We start from the raw sequence: 16,437 nt of genomic DNA on the forward strand, positions 1-16,437 counted from the left end.
GGCCTTGGCGCCGATCGCGATCGCCAGCGGCAGGCCGATGGCCGACCAGACCGAGTAGCGTCCGCCGACCCAGTCCCAGAAGCCGAAGGTGTTTTCCGGGGCATAGCCCTGGGCGGCAGATACCGCCGGCGAGGCGGTCACGGCGATCAGGTGCTGGGCCTGCTGCTCCGATGTGCTCAGGCCGTGGTCTGCCAGCCAGCGCTTGACCGATGCCGCCAGCGTCAGCGTCTCCTGGGTGGTGAAGGTCTTGCTCTGGACGATGAACAGCGTGCTGTCGGGCTTGCACCAGCGCAACAGCGAATGCAGGGCCCAGGCGTCGGGGTTGGAGACGAAGTGCACCCGCACCTCGTTGGAGGCGTAGGCGTCGAGCGCCTGCACCGCCATGCGCGGCCCCAGGTCGGAGCCGCCGATGCCGATGTTGATCACGTTGGCGATGCGCTGGCCGCGGTGACCCCGCCAGCGGCCGTCGCGGATGCGTTCGGCGGCGTCGAGGAAGCGGTCGAGTTCCTGGCGTACCGCCTCCGATACCGCCGCGCCCCAGGGAGCGTCAGCCATGTCGGCACCGCGCAGCGCCATGTGCAACACGGCGCGGTTCTCGGTCGCGTTGATGGGCAGGCCCTGGCGCTGGGCTTCGGCCTGCTCGAGCACGCGGGATTCGGCGGCCAGCTCGAGCAGGGCGGCCAGCACCTCGGGCGTGACCTGCTGGCGACTGGCGTCGAGCTGCAGGCCGGCCGCGCTCGATTGCAGGCTGTCGGCGCGCAGGCTGGACTGATCGGCCAGCAGCTCGCGCAGATGCGGCAGCTCGCCTTGTGCCAGCCGCGCGAGTTTTTGCCAGGCGGCGCGTTGCTGCGGGGGGGTGAAGGGGGTATTCATTGTCTTGTCTCCTCGGCCCGGCGCATCAGCGGGTCGCTCGCAGCGCGGCGACGGCCTCGGTGGCCTCCCGCGCCAGGCGCGTGATCTGGGCCCAGTCGCCCGCCTCGACGGCAGCGGCTGGCGTGAGCCAGGAGCCGCCGACCATCGCGACGTTGCGCAGGGTCAGGAAGCTGCCCATGTTCGCCAGCGACACGCCGCCGGTCGGGCAGAAGCGCAGGTCGGGCAGCGGACCGCCCCAGGCCTTGAGCACCTCGACGCCGCCGAGCTGGGCGGCCGGGAAGCACTTGAGCAGCGTGAAGCCGGCATCGCGTGCCGCCATCGCCTCGCTCGGGCTGGCCACGCCAGGCACGAAAGGCAGTCCGGCGGCGCAGACCGCCGCCAGCAGCTCGGGCGTGCTGCCGGGCGACAGGCCGAAGCGCGCGCCAGCGGCCTGCACCTGTGCCACTTCGCTGGCACGGGTCACGGTGCCGGCGCCGACCTGCATCGCCGGCACGGCACGCGCCACGGCCTCGATGGCGGCCAGCGCCGCAGCGCTGCGCAGCGTGATCTCCATCACGTCGACGCCGCCGGCGAGCAGGGCTTCGGCCATCGGGACGGCCTGGGCGGCATCGGAGACGACGACGACCGGGACCACGCGGGACTGGAACAGGGGCAGGGAGGCGGGGGTGTTCATGGGTAAATGCTTCAGGTGATCAGGGAATGGCGCAGCGGCAGGCGGGCTCAGTCGTTGCCAAACAGCGCCGAGGCACCGTTCTCGGCCAAGCCGGCGTTGCGACGGAACAGGCCGAACAGCTCGCGGCCGTAGCCATGGCCGTTGGCCGACAGATCGGGCGCGCTGGCGGTGCGCTGCCCGAGTTCGGTGTCGGCCACCTCGAGCTCGAGCAGGCCGGCGTCGCAGTCGAGCCGGATCATGTCGCCGTCCTGCACGCGGGCGATCGCGCCGCCGCTGACGGCCTCGGGGCTGACGTGGATGGCGGCCGGCACCTTGCCGGAAGCCCCCGACATGCGGCCGTCGGTCACCAGCGCGACCTTGAAGCCCTTGTCCTGCAGGATGCCCAGGATCGGGGTGAGCTTGTGCAGCTCGGGCATGCCATTGGCCTGCGGACCCTGGAAGCGCACCACGGCGACGAAGTCGCGCTCGAGCGCGCCCTGCTTGTACAGCTCGGCCAGCGCCTGCTGGCTCTCGACCACGACGGCCGGCGCATGCACCAGGCGGTGCTCGGGCTTGACGGCTGAGGTCTTGACGACGGCGCGGCCCAGGTTGCCGCGCAGCCGCTTCAAGCCGCCGTCGGCGCTGAACGGGGCGGCGACCGGGCGCAGCACGCTCTCGTCGGCCGAAGCCTGCGGCGCGGCGCGCCAGGCCAGCTGGCCGTTGTCGAGCCAGGGCTCGACCGCGAAGCGGTGCAGGCCATGGCCCAGGATGGTGTTGACGTCGGCGTGCAGCAGGCCGGCCTGCAGCAGCTGCGCGATCAGGAAGCCCATGCCGCCGGCGGCGTGGAAATGGTTGACGTCGGCCTTGCCGTTCGGGTAGACGCGCGCCAGCAGCGGCACCGCCTCGGACAGCTCGGCGAAGTCGTCCCAGTCGATCCGGATGCCGGCGGCGCGCGCCATCGCGACCAGGTGCAGGGTGTGGTTGGTCGAGCCGCCGGTTGCCAGCAGGCCGACGATGCCGTTGACGATCGCCTTCTCGTCGATCACCTCGGCCATGCCCAGCGGCTCGGGGCCGCCGGCGCGCATGCGCAGCGCGCGCCAGACCGCGAAGTCGGTCAGCGCCTGGCGCAACGGGGTGCCCGGGTTGACGAAGGAGGAACCCGGCAGCTGCAGGCCCATGATCTCCATCAGCATCTGGTTGGAGTTGGCCGTGCCGTAGAAGGTGCAGGTGCCGGCACCGTGGTAGGCGGCTTCCTCGGCCGCGAGCAGCGCCTGGCGGTCGACCAGGCCCTGGGCGTATTGCTGGCGCACCCGGGCCTTGTCGTCGTTCGAGAGGCCCGAGGTCATCGGGCCGGCCGGCACGAACACCGCCGGCAGATGGCCGAACTGCAGCGCGCCGATCACCAGTCCCGGCACGATCTTGTCGCAGATGCCCAGACACAGCACGCTGTCGAACACATTGTGCGACAGCGCCACCGCCGCCGCCATGGCGATCACGTCGCGCGAGAACAGCGACAGCTCCATGCCCTCGTAGCCCTGGGTGACGCCGTCGCACATGGCCGGCACGCCGCCGGCGACCTGCGCGGTCGCGCCGAGCTGGCGCGCGGTGGCGCGGATCTGCTCCGGGTAATGCTCGTAGGGCTGATGCGCCGACAGCATGTCGTTGTAGGCGGTCACGATGCCGAGGTTGGGCTCGCGCTCCTGCCGCAGCACCAGCTTGTCCTGCTCCGGCATGGCCGCGAAGGCGTGCGCAGCATTGGCGCAACCCATGCCGGCCCGGTAGGGACCGGGCTTGCGCAGCGACGCCATGGTGCGCAGATAGGCCGCGCGGCTGTCGCGGCTGCGCTCGATCACGCGCCGGGTGACAAGATCCAGCACGGGGTGGAGTGGGGTGGGCAGGGCGTCGGATGACATGGGGGACCTTTCGGGTGTCAGGGGGTAAGCCAGACCTGCACCGGGTGCCGGGCACCATGCAGGACGAGCGAGATCGGGAGTTCGGGCTGCGGACCTTGGCTGGCCCGCGCGAACACGGCCAGCTTGGCGGCTCCGGCCAGTGGCAGGAAAACGGAGCCGGCTTCGAGCAGCGTGGGCAATGTCAGCGTAAGCCTGGAATGCGCTGCGGCGACCGGCCTGACCCAGGCCACCCGGGCGCTGGAATGCAAGGCCGCCTCCAGGCCCGGCGAGGCCGGGAACAGCGAGGCGGTGTGGCCGTCCTCGCCCATGCCGAGCACCAGCACGTCGAGCGGCCAGGGCAGGGCGGCCAGGGCCGCATTGGCACCGTCGGCCAGCGCCGCCAGTTCGGCCTCGGACCAGTCGGCACTGTCCCCGCCGGGCAGCTGGCCAAAGAAGGGCTGCCAGCTTGCCGCGGCCGCGCGGCCTTGCAGCAGCTGCTCGCGCACCAGCGCGCTGTTGCTGTCGGCATGATCGGGCGGCACGCAGCGCTCGTCGGCCAGCAGCACCGTGACCCGTTCCCAGGGCAGCTCCTGCTCGCGCAGGGCAGCAAACAAGGCCAGCGGCGACCGGCCGCCCGAGACCGCCAGCAGCGCCTGGCCGCGTGCGCCGATCGCGGCGCGCAGCGCATCCGCGATCGCCTGGGCCAGCTCGGCGGCCGCGTGGTAGTCCCGGGTGATCCAGTTCGACTGCGTCGCGGTGCTCGCGTGTTCGGTGGCTGTCATGGCCTTACTGCGCCTCCGCCCAGACCGCGTCCTCGCGCGCCACCAGCGCCGACGAAGCCGCCGGACCCCAGCTGCCGGCCGGATAGGGCTTGGGCTTGTCGGCCAGCTGCTTCCAGCCTTCCAGGATCGGGTCGGCCCATTTCCAGGCCGCTTCCAGCTCGTCGCGGCGCATGAAGTGGGTCAGCCGGCCCTTGATGACGTCGATCAGCAGCCGCTCGTAGGCCTCGGCGCGGCGCTCGGTGAAGGCCGACTGCAGGTCCAGGTTCAGGTGCACCGGGCGCATCTTCATGCCAGAGCCCGGCTCCTTGGCCATCATCTGCAGCTTGACCGACTCCTCGGGCTGCAGCGTGATGATGAGCCGGTTCGGGTGGCTGGCCGCCGGCTGGTCGGCAAAGATCGAGAACGGCGGGTCGGAGAACTCGATGATGATCTCGGAATGGCGCTTCTGCATCCGCTTACCGGTGCGCAAGAAGAAGGGCACGCCAGCCCAGCGCGCGTTGTTGATCTGGGCCCGGATCGCGACGAAGGTCTCGGTGTCGCTGCACTCGGGCACGTCGGCCTCCTGCAGATAGCCCTTGACCTGCTGGCCGTCCACCACGCCCGCGGTGTACTGGCCGCGCACCGTGTCGCGCTGGAGGTCGGCCAGGCTCAACTTGCGCAGCGAACGCAGCACCTTGAGCTTCTCGTTGCGTACATCGTCCGAATCGAGCGAGATCGGCGCCTCCATCGCGACGATGCACAGCAGCTGCAGCAGGTGGTTCTGCACCATGTCGCGCATCGCGCCGGTGTGGTCGTAGAAGCCGGCCCGGGTGCCAACCCCAACGGTCTCGGCGGCCGTGATCTGCACGCTCTTGATGTAGGGGGCACGCCACAGCGGCTCGAGGATGGCGTTGCCAAAGCGCAGCACCATCAGGTTCTGCACCGTTTCCTTGCCAAGGTAGTGGTCGATGCGGTAGATCTGGTTTTCCTGGAAATGGCGTGCGACGGCCTCGTTGATGGCCTGTGCCGAGGGCAGGTCGTGGCCCAGGGGCTTTTCCAGCACCACGCGGCACTGGCCGTCGATCAGCTGGGCGCGACTCAGGTTCTCGGCGATCTGGCTGAACAGCACCGGTGCCGTCGCCAGGTAGAACACCTTGGTCGAGCCGGGCTGGCAGGCGGCAGCCAGCCGGGCGTAGCCCTCGCCGGCGGTGGCATCCAGGCTGACGAAATCGAGCCGCCGCAGGAAGTTCTGCCAGGCCGGCTCCTGCAGGGCAGAGGCCTCCACATGGGCACGCGAGGTCTTGTCGATGAAGGCGGCATATTGCTCGCCATTCCAGTCGTTGCGTCCCACGCCAACGATCCGGCAGTTGTCAACCAGGCGCCCGTGCAGATGAGCCATGTAGAGCGAGGGCAGCAGCTTGCGCCAGGACAGGTCACCGGCGCCACCAAAGATGATGATGTCGATCGGAGAAGGGGCAACGGCGTTCATGGATTTCATGTCTCTGGAGTTTGTAACTATGTTACTTGTATTTGATCCGTATAACGGTAATGCAGTTACAGGATGGTTTCATCCTGGACCAGCTCCAGCAGCCGCGGCGGCTGGCAGCCCTTGCGACTGCAGTTGATCGCGGCCGCCTTCATGGCACGCTGCAGCGTCTGCTCCACCCTCGCGGCGGCGTCGGGCTGGCCCGCCCAGTCCGCCAGGCAGCTGCCCCAGAAGGTGTCGCCAGCGCCCACGGTGTCGACCAGCTCGACGCGCGGCGCGCTGGCGGATGCCTGCTCGCCCTCGACCCAGAGGTAGGCGCCGGCGGCGCCAAAGGTCAGCGCGACACGCTGGTTGGCGCCGCGCGCCAGGCGTTGCCGCAATTCGTCGGCCGTTGCCAGGCTGGCCGCGCCAAAGCCCAGGATCTCGAGGTCCTCGTCGCTGGCCTTGACCCAGTCGGCCAGCTCGACCGCCTGCAGCACTGCGCGACAATAGGCTGGCAGGTCCTCCGCCACCCGGGGCCTGAGGTTGACGTCGATGCTGATCGTCCAGCCCAGCGCGCGCGCGCCGGCAATGACCTGCATGATCTTCGCGTTCTCGGGCGGCACCAGCATCAGCGAGCCGGTATGCAGGATGCCGGGCGGCAGCGTCTGCAGGAGGCGCAGCACCGCCTCTGGCTGGTAGTCGCGGTCGGCAATGCCTTCGCGGTAGAAGCCGTAGCTGGGCTGGCCATGGCGCAGCGTCACCACCGCCAGCGAGGTTGGATGGCGGCTGTCCGGGCTCAGCGCCTGCACGCCGTCGGCCAGACAGAGCGCCTTGAGCTGCTGGCCGAAGCTGTCGCTCGAGAAGGGTGACAGGTAGCCGACCTGTCCGCCTTGCAAGGCAGCGGCGCGCGCCAGGTTGAAGGGGCTGCCGCCCATCAGCGGCAGCAGGCTGCCGTCGTCTTGCGTGATGCAGTCCATGAGCGCTTCGCCCAGGATCACGAGGGATGCTGTCATTCCGTTTCCTTGAGTTCGGGCCGGTCGCGGCCCCTTTGGCACGAGTGTCGCCGTAACCGAGGTACATGTTTATTAGGGAAATCACTAACTAAATCAGATTGATTTAGTCTTTCGGCTGTTGCACACTAGCGGCACGGCAGGCGGTGACTTACCCTTGTCGTCGGCTACTGGCCGAATCCACGGCCAGAGCCCTCCACCACTCGTCAACGAGGAGCAAGAATGTCCTTTCCCACCACCACGATCCGTCTGGGCCTGATCGCCGCATCGGTCGCCACCGCCTTTGCCGCGCAAGCCGCCGAGCCGGTGATTGGCCTGATCACCAAGACCGAAACCAACCCCTTCTTCGTCAAGATGAAGGAAGGTGCGGACGCCGAAGCCAAGAAGCTCGGCGCCAAGCTGCTGAGCGGCGCCGGCAAGAGCGACGGCGACAACGCCGGCCAGGTCACCGCGATGGAGAACATGATCGCGGCCGGTGCCAAGACCATCCTGATCACCCCGAGCGACTCCAAGGCCATCGTGCCGGCGATCAAGAAGGCGCGCGCCCAGGGCGTGATGGTGATCGCGCTCGACAGCCCGGCCGACCCGCAGGATGCCACCGATGCGCTGTTCGCGACCAACAACTACAAGGCCGGCGAGCTGATCGGTGCCTACGCCAAGGCAGCGCTCGGCGGCAAGAAGCCCGTCATCGCCACGCTCGACCTGTTCCCAGGCCACCCGGTCGGTGCGCAGCGCCACAACGGCTTCCTGAAGGGCTACGGCCTGCAGTCCCTCGACGCCAAGAGCAACGAGCTGGCCAAGCCGGCCGAAGTCGTCTGCATGGCCGACAGCTACGGCGACCGCTCCAAGGGCCAGACCGGCATGGAGAACTGCCTGCAGAAGAACCCGACCATCAACCTGGTCTACACCATCAACGAACCGGCCGCCGCTGGCGCGTACAACGCGCTCAAGGCCGCCGGCAAGGACAAGGATGTCGTGATCGTCTCGGTCGACGGCGGCTGCGCCGGCATCGCCGACGTGGGCAAGGGCATCATCGCCGCGACCAGCCAGCAGTACCCGCTGCGCATGGCCGCGATGGGCGTGGCCGCTGGCGTCGAGTACGCCAAGACCGGCAAGAAGGTCAGCGGCTACATCGACACCGGCGTGACCCTGATCGCCAACAAGGCGCAAGCAGGCGTCGACAGCAAGGACGTCAAGACCGGCACCGAGCTGTGCTGGGGCAACAAGTAAGCCTCGCCTGAGCCGTTCCGGGCGGCACGCGTCCCAGCACCATTGGATGCGACCCGTGCCGCCTTATCTTTTCTTCTTGTCCAGCCCTGCCCAGACATGAATAAGACCTCCATCAAGTTACCGCCCATCGCCACCCTGGGGCCATTCATTGCGCTGCTGCTGGCCTGCCTGTTCTTCGCCACCCAGAGCGAACGCTTCCTGTCGACGCAGAACTTCTCGCTGATCCTGCAGCAGGTCATGGTGGTGGGCGTGATCGCGATCGGCCAGAGCCTGATCATCCTGACCGCCGGCATCGACCTGAGCTGCGGCATGGTGATGGCGCTGGGCAGCGTCGTGATGACCAAGATCGCGGCCGACTACGGACTGCCGGCACCGGCAGCCATCGCCTGCGGCATTGCCGTCACCACGCTGTTCGGCCTGGTCAACGGCCTGCTGGTGACCAAGGTCAAGCTGCCGCCCTTCATCGTCACGCTGGGCACGCTCAACATTGCCTTCGCGGCCACCCAGCTCTATTCCAAGTCGCAGACCGTCACCGACATCCCGGACGGCATGACCCTGCTGGGCAATACCTTCCACGTCGGCGACACGGCGATAGTCTACGGTGCGGTGCTGATGCTCGCGCTCTACCTGCTGACCTGGTTCGCGCTGCGCGAGACCAAGCCCGGCCGCCATGTCTATGCGGTCGGCAACAACCCCGAGGCCACCCGCCTGACCGGCATTGCCACCGACAAGGTGCTGCTGTCGGTCTATGTGATCGCCGGCGTGTTCTACGGCATCGCCTCGCTGCTGAGCGTGGCGCGCACCGGCGCCGGCGACCCGAACGCCGGCCAGACCGAGAACCTCGATGCCATCACGGCCGTCGTGCTCGGCGGCACCAGCCTGTTCGGCGGCCGCGGCATCGTGCTCGGCACCCTGGTCGGCGCGCTGATCGTCGGCGTGTTCCGCAACGGCCTCACCCTCATGGGCGTGTCCTCCGTCTATCAAATCCTGGTGACCGGCATCCTGGTGATCCTGGCCGTCGCCACCGACCAACTCTCGCGCAAGGGAGCCCGCTGAAATGACCGCCCACTCCAACGCTCCGATCGTGATGCAGGCCAAGAGCCTGGTCAAACGCTACGGCCAGGTCACCGCCCTCGATGGCGCCGACTTCGAGCTGCGCGCCGGCGAGATCCTGGCCGTCATCGGCGACAACGGTGCCGGCAAGTCCAGCCTGATCAAGGCCCTGTCGGGCGCGACCATTCCCGACCAGGGCGAGGTCTTCCTCGATGGCCAGCCCATCCAGTTCAAGAGCCCGATCGATGCCCGCCGTGCCGGCATCGAGACCGTCTACCAGGACCTGGCAGTGGCCCCGGCCATGACGATCGCCGAGAACCTGTTCCTCGGCCGTGAACTGCGCCGCCCCGGCCTGCTGGGCAGCTGGTTCCAGATGATCGACAAGAAGAAGATGCTGGAGGAAAGCATCGCGCGCATGAACGACCTCAAGGTCGGCATCCGCTCGATGAACCAGGCGGTCGAGACCCTGTCGGGCGGCCAGCGCCAGTGCGTGGCGGTGGCGCGTGCGGCCGCGTTTGCCGAGCATGTCGTCATCCTCGACGAGCCGACCGCGGCGCTCGGCGTCAAGGAAGGAAACATGGTGCTCGAGCTGATCCGGCGCGTGCGCGACAAGGGGCTGTCGGTGATCCTGATCAGCCACAACATGCCGCATGTGTTCGAGATCGCCGACCGCATCCACATCGCCCGCCTGGGCAAGCGCGCCGCGGTGGTCGACCCCAAGCACATCAGCATGAGCGACACCGTGGCCGTCATGACGGGCGCGAAATCCGCCGCCGAGCTGCCGCACCAGGCACTGGCGCACTGAACGCGGCCTCACCCCAGAGAAAAGGACAACAGATGCTCAAGGGAATCGATCCCCTGCTGACGCCGGAACTGCTGATGCACCTGTGCGCCATGGGCCACGGCGAATGGGTAGCGGTGGTGGATGCCAACTTCACCGCCGACTTCCTGGCCAAGGGCAAGCCGGTGGTGCGCCTGCCCGGCCACAGCCTCGAGCGCGTGGCGCAGGCCGTGCTGTCGGTCTTTCCGCTCGCGGTCGACGTGGCGCAGCCGGCCGGCTACATGCAGCACAGCGGACTGCCCATCGGCGAGACCACGGGCGCGCAGTCGGCCTTCATCGCCCTGGTGCAGCAGCTCGAGGGCCTGGCGGCGGAGCAGGTCGAGCCGATCGAGCGCTTCGCCTTCTACGAGCGCATCGCGCAGGCCAGCCTGATCGTGCAGAGCGGCGAGGCGACGGCTTTCGGCAATGCGATACTCTGCAAGGGCGTCATCCTGCCCTGATCGCCCTCCTGCTGCCTCGTCTTGACCATGCCCCGCGCCAAATCCCCCGCTGTCTCGTATTCCGCGCCCACCGCCGAGGTGACGCGCGCCATGCGCGGCTCCAACCAGCGCGGCATGCGCCAATTCAACGAGCGCATCGTGCTGCAGACGATACGCCTGCATGGCGCGATCCCGAAGGCGGACCTGGCGCGCCTGACCCAGCTGTCGAACCAGACGGTCTCGGTGATCGTCGAGCGGCTGCTGGATGAGGGCTTGCTGCTCAAGCAGGAGCGGGTGCGCGGTCGCATCGGCCAGCCCTCGATCCCGCTGTCGCTCAATCCCGAGGGTGCCTTCAGCGTCGGCGTCCAGGTCGGACGCCGCAGCATGGAAGTGCTGGTGCTGGACTTCAGCGGCCAGATCCGGCACCAGCATGTGTTCCACTATGCCTGGCCGGACCCGGACGAGGTGCTGCTGCACATCGCCTCGGCGCTCAGGGCGCTGCGCGGCCAGATGGGCGAACGCTGGGCGCGCGTGGTCGGACTGGGGCTGTCGGCGCCGCTGTTCCTGCACCAGTGGGCCGACCTGCTCGGTCCCGAGGCAGCACCGGCCATGGCCCGGTGGGAAGGCGTCGACCTGCCCGAGCGGGTGCAGGCGCTGACCGAGCTGCCGGTCGTCTTCGCCAAGGACACGATTGCCGCCTGCACGGCCGAACTGCTGCAAGGCCACGGCCAGCAGCTGCGCAGCTTCCTGTATGTCTTCGTCGGCACCTTCGTCGGTGGCGGGCTGGTGCTGTCGGGCCATCTGCTGCCGGGCGAGCGCGGCAACGCGGGCGCCATCGGCTCGCTGCCGCTGGGCATGGCCCGCAGTGGCCGGCCGGCCCAGCTGCTCGAGCAGTCCTCGGGTTGGCAGCTCGAGCAGGCGCTGATCCAGGCCGGCCTCGACCCGCAGCTGATCCATGACGACGCGATCACCGATCCGGCCTACGAAGCGCTGACCCGGCCCTGGCTCGAGACGGCAGCCGATGCGCTGGCCATGACGATCACGTCCGCCACCGCGCTGCTCGATCTGGATGCGGTGGTGCTGGACGGCTCGCTGTCCAGGCCCCTGCTCGAGGCCCTGCTGGGCAGAACGCGCCAGGTGCTGGAGTCCTACCCGCTGGTCGGCATCGTTCGACCCGGCCGGCTCGAGATGGGCCAGGTCGGCGCCCATGCCCGCGCGCTCGGCGGCGCGCTGCTGCCGCTGCACACCCAGTTCTTCCCCGACAAGGACATCTTCCTCAAGCAGGACCTCTGAGTCGCGCTCAGAACGGGCAATGCGGCGAGGCCAGCAGGGCTTCATAGTCGGGCACGGCGGCCAGCACATGGGGGGCGGCAAGCTCCTCGGCGCTGTGGCTGGTCAGCAGCGCGATCGCGCGCATGCCGGCACGTCCCGCCGCCGCGATGCCCGCCGGCGTGTCCTCGAACACCAGGCAATCGGCGGGCGACACGCCCATGCGCTGCGCCACCGCCAGGAAGATGGCCGGATCGGGCTTTCCCGGCAGGCCCTCGTCGCCACCGACGCAGACCTCGAACAGACCGGCGAGCTCGGGACCGGGCAGCCGCTCGAGGCAGAAGCGGATGTTGTGTCGGTCGCCCGCCGTGCCCAGACCGCAGCGCAGGCCCAGGCGACGCGCGCGCAGCGCGAAGCGCTCGAAGCCATTGACCCAGCGGAACTGCGCGCCGAACTGCTCGCGGTACAGCGTTTCCTTCTCGTGCACATAGGCCTGGGCCAGCTTCAGCGGCAGAGCGGCACCGAACAAGGCGCGCATGCCCTCGACGCCGGTGCGCCCGCTGGTCGCGCGCTCGAGTTCATGGGCCTGCTCGCTCAGGCCGTGGCGGGCCGCGAACCGGGCCCAGCTGCTGCGGTGCACCGGCATCGAGTCGATGATGGTGCCATCCATGTCGAAAATCAGATGGGGCATGGGCTGGAGTTTCAATCGGAGAGGCCGCCAGCGGCCAGGATGTCCCAGCAGGCGCCCAGCGTGTGGTAATCGGTCTTGCCGGCCGGTGACTTGGTGTTCTCGAGCTTGGCTCCGTCGGCCGCGACGATGCGGAACCAGGCCCCATGCTGGTGGTCGACCAGGTGGCGCCAGCTCCAGGCCCAGCCGTCGAGGTACTGCTGGCGGAACTGCGGCTCCTCCGTCGCGCGCCACAGGCGCCAGGCACTGGCCAGCGTCTCGGCCTGGACCCAGAAATACTTGTCGCTGTCCCAGGGCGAGCCGTCGGGTCCGAAGCCGTAGATCAGCCCGCCATGCTGCTGGTCCCAGCCATGGCGCCAGGCCGCCAGCTGCAGCTCGGCGGCGCGATCGAGCCAGCGCCGCTGCGGACGCAGCGCATGGGCCTGCAGCATCAGCTTGGCCCATTCGGTCTGGTGCCCGGTCTGGTAGCCCCAGGGCTTGAAGATGTCGTCGCGCCGCCCGGCGTTGTACTGCCAGTCGGGCTGCCAGTCCAGGTCGTAATGTTCGCAGATCAGGCCGCTGGTCGGGTCGGCCAGCTCGAAGGCGAAGCGCTCGATCAGGCTTGCGGCGCGCTCCAGGTAGCGCGCCTCGCCCGTGGCCTCGTAGGCCGCCAGGCAGGCCTCGCACTGGTGCATGTTGGCATTCTGGCCCCGGTAGTCCGACAGGATGCCGCCTGCGCCGCGCTCGTCGGCATAGGCGCGTTGCGCTGGCAGGTAGAAGGCATCCTCCATGCGGGCGAAGGCGGCCGCCACCTGCTGCTGGGTCGCCAGCCCGATGCGGCAGGCCTGGCTCAGGGCCAGCAGCACGAAGGCCTGGCCATAGGCCAGGGCCCGGTCATCCTCGACCCGGCCATCGCGCACGGTCCAGGCATACAGGCCGGCATTCGGATGCCCCGGCGGCAGCAGAAAAGCCTGCTGCAGATGGGCCAGGCCATGGGCGGCCCAGTCCCGGTGCCGCGCTAAGCCGCCATGGCGATGCGCCAGGCTCCAGTTGAAAACATAGCGGGTCGCGCTGACCAGATGCCGGTGCCCGCGCTCGTAGACGCTGCCATCATCGAGCAGGTAGTGGAAGAAGCCGCCGTCCGGGTCGTAGGCGCTGCGCTCGTAGAAGGCCAGCGTGTGCTTGATGTGCGCCTGCAAGAAGGCGCGGCTCTCGAATGCCGCGGCAGGAACGGGCGCCGTCATGCGTAGTCCACCGCCACGCGCCGGCCGGTGCGCGCGCTCTCGAGCACGGCCAAGGCGACCGCCAGCGACTTGAGCCCCGCCTCGCCGGTGGCCATGTCATGCGGCTGGCCGGCAATCGCCTGGTGCATCTCGCGCAGCCCGCGCAGATACAGGTTGTCGTGATCGAGCCGCAGCGACAGGTCGCCATCGCTGCGCCGCCAGACCAGCTCGCCACCCGGCGCCTGGTTCAGCACGCCGCGCGCCTCCAGGCTGGCCCGGTCGCCCAGGATCTCGAGCCGGTTCGACGCGTGCGGCGTGTTGAAGCCCTGGTGGGTGAAGGCGCACAGGCCGCTGGCGAACTGCCAGAGCGACATCGCGTTGTCCTCGACGCCCTGGCCCATGCCGCTGGCCTGGGTCATGGCCATGACCTCGACCGGGTATTCGCCGAGCAGGAAGGCCAGCGAGTCGGCATTGTGCACCGCGATGTCGAGCACGACGCCGCCGCCCGCCTGCGGGCGGTCGATGCGCCAGCCCTGCAGCTGGGCGCGCAGGAACACCGAATGGCTGATCCGGGCTGCCACCAGCCGGCCCAGGCCCTGCTGGCGCAATACGCCTCGCATCTGGCGGTGCGCGCTGTTGTGGCGCAGATGGTGATTGGTGCCCATGACGACGCCAGCCGCGGCACAGGCGTCCACCATGCGCCGCGCTGCCGCCAGGTCGAGTGCCAGCGGCTTCTCGCACAGCACATGGCAGCCCATGGCGGCGGCCTGCAGCACGGCAGCCTCATGCTGGTCATTGGTGCAGGACACATAGACCGCATCGAGCCCGAGCCCAGCCAGCGCCCGGATGTCGGTCAGTGCGTGCCGGATCCGGTGCTGGCTGGCAAAGGCCTGGGCCCGTTCGGCGCTGCCCGAAACCACCGCCACCACCTCGTCGCCCAGGGCGCGCACCGCACCGATCATCCATTCCGACGCGATATTGCTCGCGCCGACAAAAGCCCATTTCATCTCGTCTCTCCTGTCCGGTTCCTGGTGTCCAGGTGTCAGTCGTTCCAGTTCAGCACCCGGTCGGCCCGGTGCCGGCTCGCCTCGATCAGCCGCGCATTGGGCTCGTCGGTGGACGCGATCCAGTCGCGTGCCGCCGCTTCGCTGCGGCCAAAGGCCATGTGCCGCTGCAGCAGGCGCTGCAGCCGCAAGGGCTCGTCGGGCTCGACATACCAGACCTCGTCGAGCAGGCCGGCGACATCCGCCCAGTGTCCGTGATCCAGCAGCAGGTAGTTGCCCTCGGTGATCACGAGCCGGGTTTCCGGCGCCACGCCAATCGCGCCGGCCACCGGCTCCTCGATCTCGCGCCTGAACTCGGGCGCATAGACCCGCTCGCCAGACCCTTGGTCGCGCAGCCGGCGCAGCAGCGCGAGATAGCCCGCACTGTCGAAGGTCTCGGGGGCGCCCTTGCGGTCGGCCAGTCCCAGCCGCTGCAGCTCGACATTGGCCAGGTGAAAGCCATCCATTGGCACCACCTGGGCCAGCATCCCGAGGCGCTGCTGCAAGGCAGCAGCCAAGGTCGACTTGCCGGCACCGGGCGCCCCCACCAGGCCGAGCAGGCAGCGGCCGCCGCCTGCCAGCAGCTGGTCGATGCGCTGCAAGCAGTCAAGGGGGAGCGGTGGCTGGGGTTTCAGGTCTGTCATGGCTGGCTCGGTCTTTTGCTTCATTCCGGATTGGACGCCTTCGCCGGCCGATCCGACGCAGCCCATCAGGTTACGACACCAGAACAACCCGTTTCATGGCCGTCTATTAGTAACTAAGTTACCTGTTTTCGCTAGCATTGGTCCATTCACCGGCGCAATGCCCAGCGCATCGCCGCTTGCCACCCTACAGGAGACAGACATGACAATCAAGATCGGAATCAACGGCTTCGGCCGCATCGGACGCATGGTATTCCGCGCCGCCGTGCAGAACTTCAAGGATATCGAGGTGGTCGGCATCAACGACCTGCTGGAACCCGATTACCTGGCCTACATGCTCAAGTACGACAGCGTGCACGGCCGCTTCGACGGCGAGGTAAGGGTAGAGGGCAACACCCTGGTGGTCAATGGCCGTGCCATCCGCCTGACCCAGGAGCGCGATCCGGCCAACCTCAAGTGGGGCGAGGTCGGCGCCGAGGTCGTGGTCGAGTCGACCGGCCTCTTCCTCGACCAGGCCGGCGCCGGCAAGCATCTGGCCGCAGGCGCCAGGAAGATCGTGATCTCGGCGCCGAGCAAGGACGACACGCCGATGTTCGTCTACGGCGTCAACCACCAGAGCTACGCTGGCGAGGCCATCGTCAGCAACGCGAGCTGCACCACCAACTGCCTGGCCCCGGTGGCCAAGGTGCTCAACGACAAGTGGGGCATCAAGCGCGGCCTGATGACCACGGTGCATGCGGCGACCGCGACCCAGAAGACCGTCGACGGCCCGAGCAACAAGGACTGGCGCGGCGGCCGCGGCATCCTGGAGAACATCATCCCGAGCAGCACCGGCGCGGCCAAGGCGGTCGGCGTGGTGATCCCGGCAATCAAGGGCAAGCTGACCGGCATGGCGTTTCGCGTGCCGACCAGCGACGTCTCGGTGGTCGACCTGACGGTCGAGCTGGAAAACGCTGCCAGCTACGCCGAGATCTGCGCCGAGATGAAGGCGCAGAGCGAAGGCGCGCTCAAGGGGGTGCTGGGCTACACCGAGGACAAGGTGGTCTCGACGGACTTCCGCGGCGAGCCTTGCACCAGCGTGTTCGACGCCGATGCCGGCATCGCGCTCGACGGCACCTTCATCAAGGTGGTCAGCTGGTACGACAACGAGTGGGGCTACTCGAACAAGTGCCTCGAGATGGCGCGCGTGGTGGCTCAAGGCTGAAGGAAACCGGACATGAGTGCAATCGTTGATATCGTCGGCCGTGAAGTGCTCGACAGCCGCGGCAACCCCACCGTCGAATGCGACGTGCTGCTGGAAAGCGGCGTGATGGGCCGCGCGGCCGTGCCGTCGGGGGGCCCCCCCCGCCCGCCCGGAGCCCCCCGGCCGCGCCGCCGCGGCCACAACCGCGCCCC

General features: G+C 68.7%; 17 protein-coding genes. 7 read left to right on the top strand and 10 right to left on the bottom strand.

What is annotated here, in order from left to right:
- The 6 genes from C6P64_RS12425 to C6P64_RS12450 form a co-directional block, all read right to left on the bottom strand.
- Nucleotides 1–873 (bottom strand): glucose-6-phosphate isomerase (locus tag C6P64_RS12425; RefSeq protein WP_483869225.1); only part of this gene is annotated, 873 nt, incomplete at its 3' end.
- 25 nt (nt 874–898) lie between these two features.
- Complete coding sequence (locus C6P64_RS12430) at nt 899–1,546, bottom strand: bifunctional 4-hydroxy-2-oxoglutarate aldolase/2-dehydro-3-deoxy-phosphogluconate aldolase (RefSeq protein ID WP_105748886.1); 648 nt, start codon at nt 1,544–1,546, stop codon at nt 899–901.
- Nucleotides 1,547–1,593: 47 nt separating this feature from the next.
- Nucleotides 1,594–3,438, bottom strand: a complete 1,845-nt coding sequence (edd, locus tag C6P64_RS12435) for a phosphogluconate dehydratase (RefSeq protein ID WP_105748887.1) — start codon at nt 3,436–3,438, stop codon at nt 1,594–1,596.
- 17 nt (nt 3,439–3,455) lie between these two features.
- A complete protein-coding gene (gene pgl, locus C6P64_RS12440) occupies nt 3,456–4,199 on the bottom strand; it encodes a 6-phosphogluconolactonase (protein WP_105748888.1) in 744 nt (247 codons plus the stop codon).
- Nucleotides 4,200–4,203: 4 nt separating this feature from the next.
- Complete coding sequence (gene zwf, locus C6P64_RS12445) at nt 4,204–5,667, bottom strand: glucose-6-phosphate dehydrogenase (protein ID WP_105748889.1); 1,464 nt, start codon at nt 5,665–5,667, stop codon at nt 4,204–4,206.
- Nucleotides 5,668–5,732: 65 nt separating this feature from the next.
- Nucleotides 5,733–6,659, bottom strand: coding sequence for a PfkB family carbohydrate kinase (locus C6P64_RS12450; protein ID WP_105748890.1), 927 nt, complete (start codon nt 6,657–6,659; stop codon nt 5,733–5,735).
- Nucleotides 6,660–6,878: 219 nt separating this feature from the next.
- Here C6P64_RS12450 and C6P64_RS12455 point away from each other — a divergent pair, with 219 nt between their 5' ends.
- The 5 genes from C6P64_RS12455 to C6P64_RS12475 all read left to right on the top strand — a co-directional run bounded on the left by C6P64_RS12455 (nt 6,879) and on the right by C6P64_RS12475 (nt 11,492).
- On the top strand, nt 6,879–7,886 hold the full coding sequence (locus tag C6P64_RS12455) for a sugar ABC transporter substrate-binding protein (RefSeq protein ID WP_105748891.1): 1,008 nt from the start codon (nt 6,879–6,881) through the stop codon (nt 7,884–7,886).
- A gap of 96 nt (nt 7,887–7,982) precedes the next feature.
- Nucleotides 7,983–8,942, top strand: a complete 960-nt coding sequence (locus tag C6P64_RS12460; RefSeq protein ID WP_105748892.1) for an ABC transporter permease — start codon at nt 7,983–7,985, stop codon at nt 8,940–8,942.
- Between the two features lies 1 nt (nt 8,943).
- A complete protein-coding gene (locus tag C6P64_RS12465) occupies nt 8,944–9,744 on the top strand; it encodes an ATP-binding cassette domain-containing protein (protein WP_105748893.1) in 801 nt (266 codons plus the stop codon).
- Nucleotides 9,745–9,776: 32 nt separating this feature from the next.
- Complete coding sequence (locus tag C6P64_RS12470; RefSeq protein ID WP_105748894.1) at nt 9,777–10,220, top strand: RbsD/FucU family protein; 444 nt, start codon at nt 9,777–9,779, stop codon at nt 10,218–10,220.
- A gap of 27 nt (nt 10,221–10,247) precedes the next feature.
- Nucleotides 10,248–11,492 carry an ROK family transcriptional regulator gene (locus C6P64_RS12475; protein WP_105748899.1) on the top strand — a complete coding sequence of 415 codons (1,245 nt, stop codon included), beginning with the start codon at nt 10,248–10,250 and terminating at the stop codon, nt 11,490–11,492.
- Between the two features lie 7 nt (nt 11,493–11,499).
- Here C6P64_RS12475 and C6P64_RS12480 read toward each other — a convergent pair whose 3' ends face one another.
- The 4 genes from C6P64_RS12480 to C6P64_RS12495 are packed head-to-tail and all read right to left on the bottom strand — an operon-like array spanning nt 11,500 to nt 15,045.
- The gene (locus C6P64_RS12480; protein ID WP_105748895.1) at nt 11,500–12,159 is read right to left on the bottom strand and encodes an HAD family hydrolase; all 660 of its coding nucleotides are present in this window, start codon (nt 12,157–12,159) and stop codon (nt 11,500–11,502) included.
- Between the two features lie 11 nt (nt 12,160–12,170).
- Entirely contained in the window at nt 12,171–13,379 is a 1,209-nt protein-coding gene (locus tag C6P64_RS12485) for an AGE family epimerase/isomerase (RefSeq protein WP_105748896.1), read from the bottom strand.
- A complete protein-coding gene (locus C6P64_RS12490) occupies nt 13,376–14,365 on the bottom strand; it encodes a Gfo/Idh/MocA family protein (RefSeq protein WP_105748897.1) in 990 nt (329 codons plus the stop codon). The genes C6P64_RS12485 and C6P64_RS12490 overlap by 4 nt, the downstream gene beginning before the upstream one ends.
- A gap of 35 nt (nt 14,366–14,400) precedes the next feature.
- Nucleotides 14,401–15,045, bottom strand: coding sequence for a nucleoside/nucleotide kinase family protein (locus C6P64_RS12495; protein ID WP_105748900.1), 645 nt, complete (start codon nt 15,043–15,045; stop codon nt 14,401–14,403).
- Between the two features lie 199 nt (nt 15,046–15,244).
- Here C6P64_RS12495 and gap point away from each other — a divergent pair, with 199 nt between their 5' ends.
- Both gap and C6P64_RS12505 read left to right on the top strand, forming a co-directional pair.
- Nucleotides 15,245–16,246: a type I glyceraldehyde-3-phosphate dehydrogenase gene (gene gap, locus C6P64_RS12500; RefSeq protein ID WP_105748898.1), complete on the top strand. Its 1,002-nt coding sequence runs from the start codon at nt 15,245–15,247 to the stop codon at nt 16,244–16,246.
- 12 nt (nt 16,247–16,258) lie between these two features.
- A partial coding sequence (locus C6P64_RS12505) for a hypothetical protein (protein ID WP_146115917.1) occupies nt 16,259–16,437 on the top strand: 179 nt, incomplete at its 3' end.

Source organism: Malikia granosa (assembly GCF_002980595.1).
Classification (GTDB): domain Bacteria; phylum Pseudomonadota; class Gammaproteobacteria; order Burkholderiales; family Burkholderiaceae_C; genus Malikia; species Malikia granosa.

Excerpts from the sequence above, each read along its gene's own strand:
- pgl (WP_105748888.1), bottom strand. The coding sequence starts at position 4,199 with ATGACAGCCACCGAACACGCGAGCACCGCGACGCAGTCGAACTGGATC.
- C6P64_RS12485 (WP_105748896.1), bottom strand. The coding sequence starts at position 13,379 with ATGACGGCGCCCGTTCCTGCCGCGGCATTCGAGAGCCGCGCCTTCTTG.
- C6P64_RS12460 (WP_105748892.1), top strand. The coding sequence starts at position 7,983 with ATGAATAAGACCTCCATCAAGTTACCGCCCATCGCCACCCTGGGGCCA.
- C6P64_RS12470 (WP_105748894.1), top strand. The coding sequence starts at position 9,777 with ATGCTCAAGGGAATCGATCCCCTGCTGACGCCGGAACTGCTGATGCAC.
- gap (WP_105748898.1), top strand. The coding sequence starts at position 15,245 with ATGACAATCAAGATCGGAATCAACGGCTTCGGCCGCATCGGACGCATG.
- C6P64_RS12430 (WP_105748886.1), bottom strand. The coding sequence starts at position 1,546 with ATGAACACCCCCGCCTCCCTGCCCCTGTTCCAGTCCCGCGTGGTCCCG.
- C6P64_RS12475 (WP_105748899.1), top strand. The coding sequence starts at position 10,248 with ATGCCCCGCGCCAAATCCCCCGCTGTCTCGTATTCCGCGCCCACCGCC.
- C6P64_RS12490 (WP_105748897.1), bottom strand. The coding sequence starts at position 14,365 with ATGAAATGGGCTTTTGTCGGCGCGAGCAATATCGCGTCGGAATGGATG.
- C6P64_RS12465 (WP_105748893.1), top strand. The coding sequence starts at position 8,944 with ATGACCGCCCACTCCAACGCTCCGATCGTGATGCAGGCCAAGAGCCTG.
- C6P64_RS12480 (WP_105748895.1), bottom strand. The coding sequence starts at position 12,159 with ATGCCCCATCTGATTTTCGACATGGATGGCACCATCATCGACTCGATG.
- C6P64_RS12450 (WP_105748890.1), bottom strand. The coding sequence starts at position 6,659 with ATGACAGCATCCCTCGTGATCCTGGGCGAAGCGCTCATGGACTGCATC.
- edd (WP_105748887.1), bottom strand. The coding sequence starts at position 3,438 with ATGTCATCCGACGCCCTGCCCACCCCACTCCACCCCGTGCTGGATCTT.
- C6P64_RS12455 (WP_105748891.1), top strand. The coding sequence starts at position 6,879 with ATGTCCTTTCCCACCACCACGATCCGTCTGGGCCTGATCGCCGCATCG.
- C6P64_RS12495 (WP_105748900.1), bottom strand. The coding sequence starts at position 15,045 with ATGACAGACCTGAAACCCCAGCCACCGCTCCCCCTTGACTGCTTGCAG.
- zwf (WP_105748889.1), bottom strand. The coding sequence starts at position 5,667 with ATGAACGCCGTTGCCCCTTCTCCGATCGACATCATCATCTTTGGTGGC.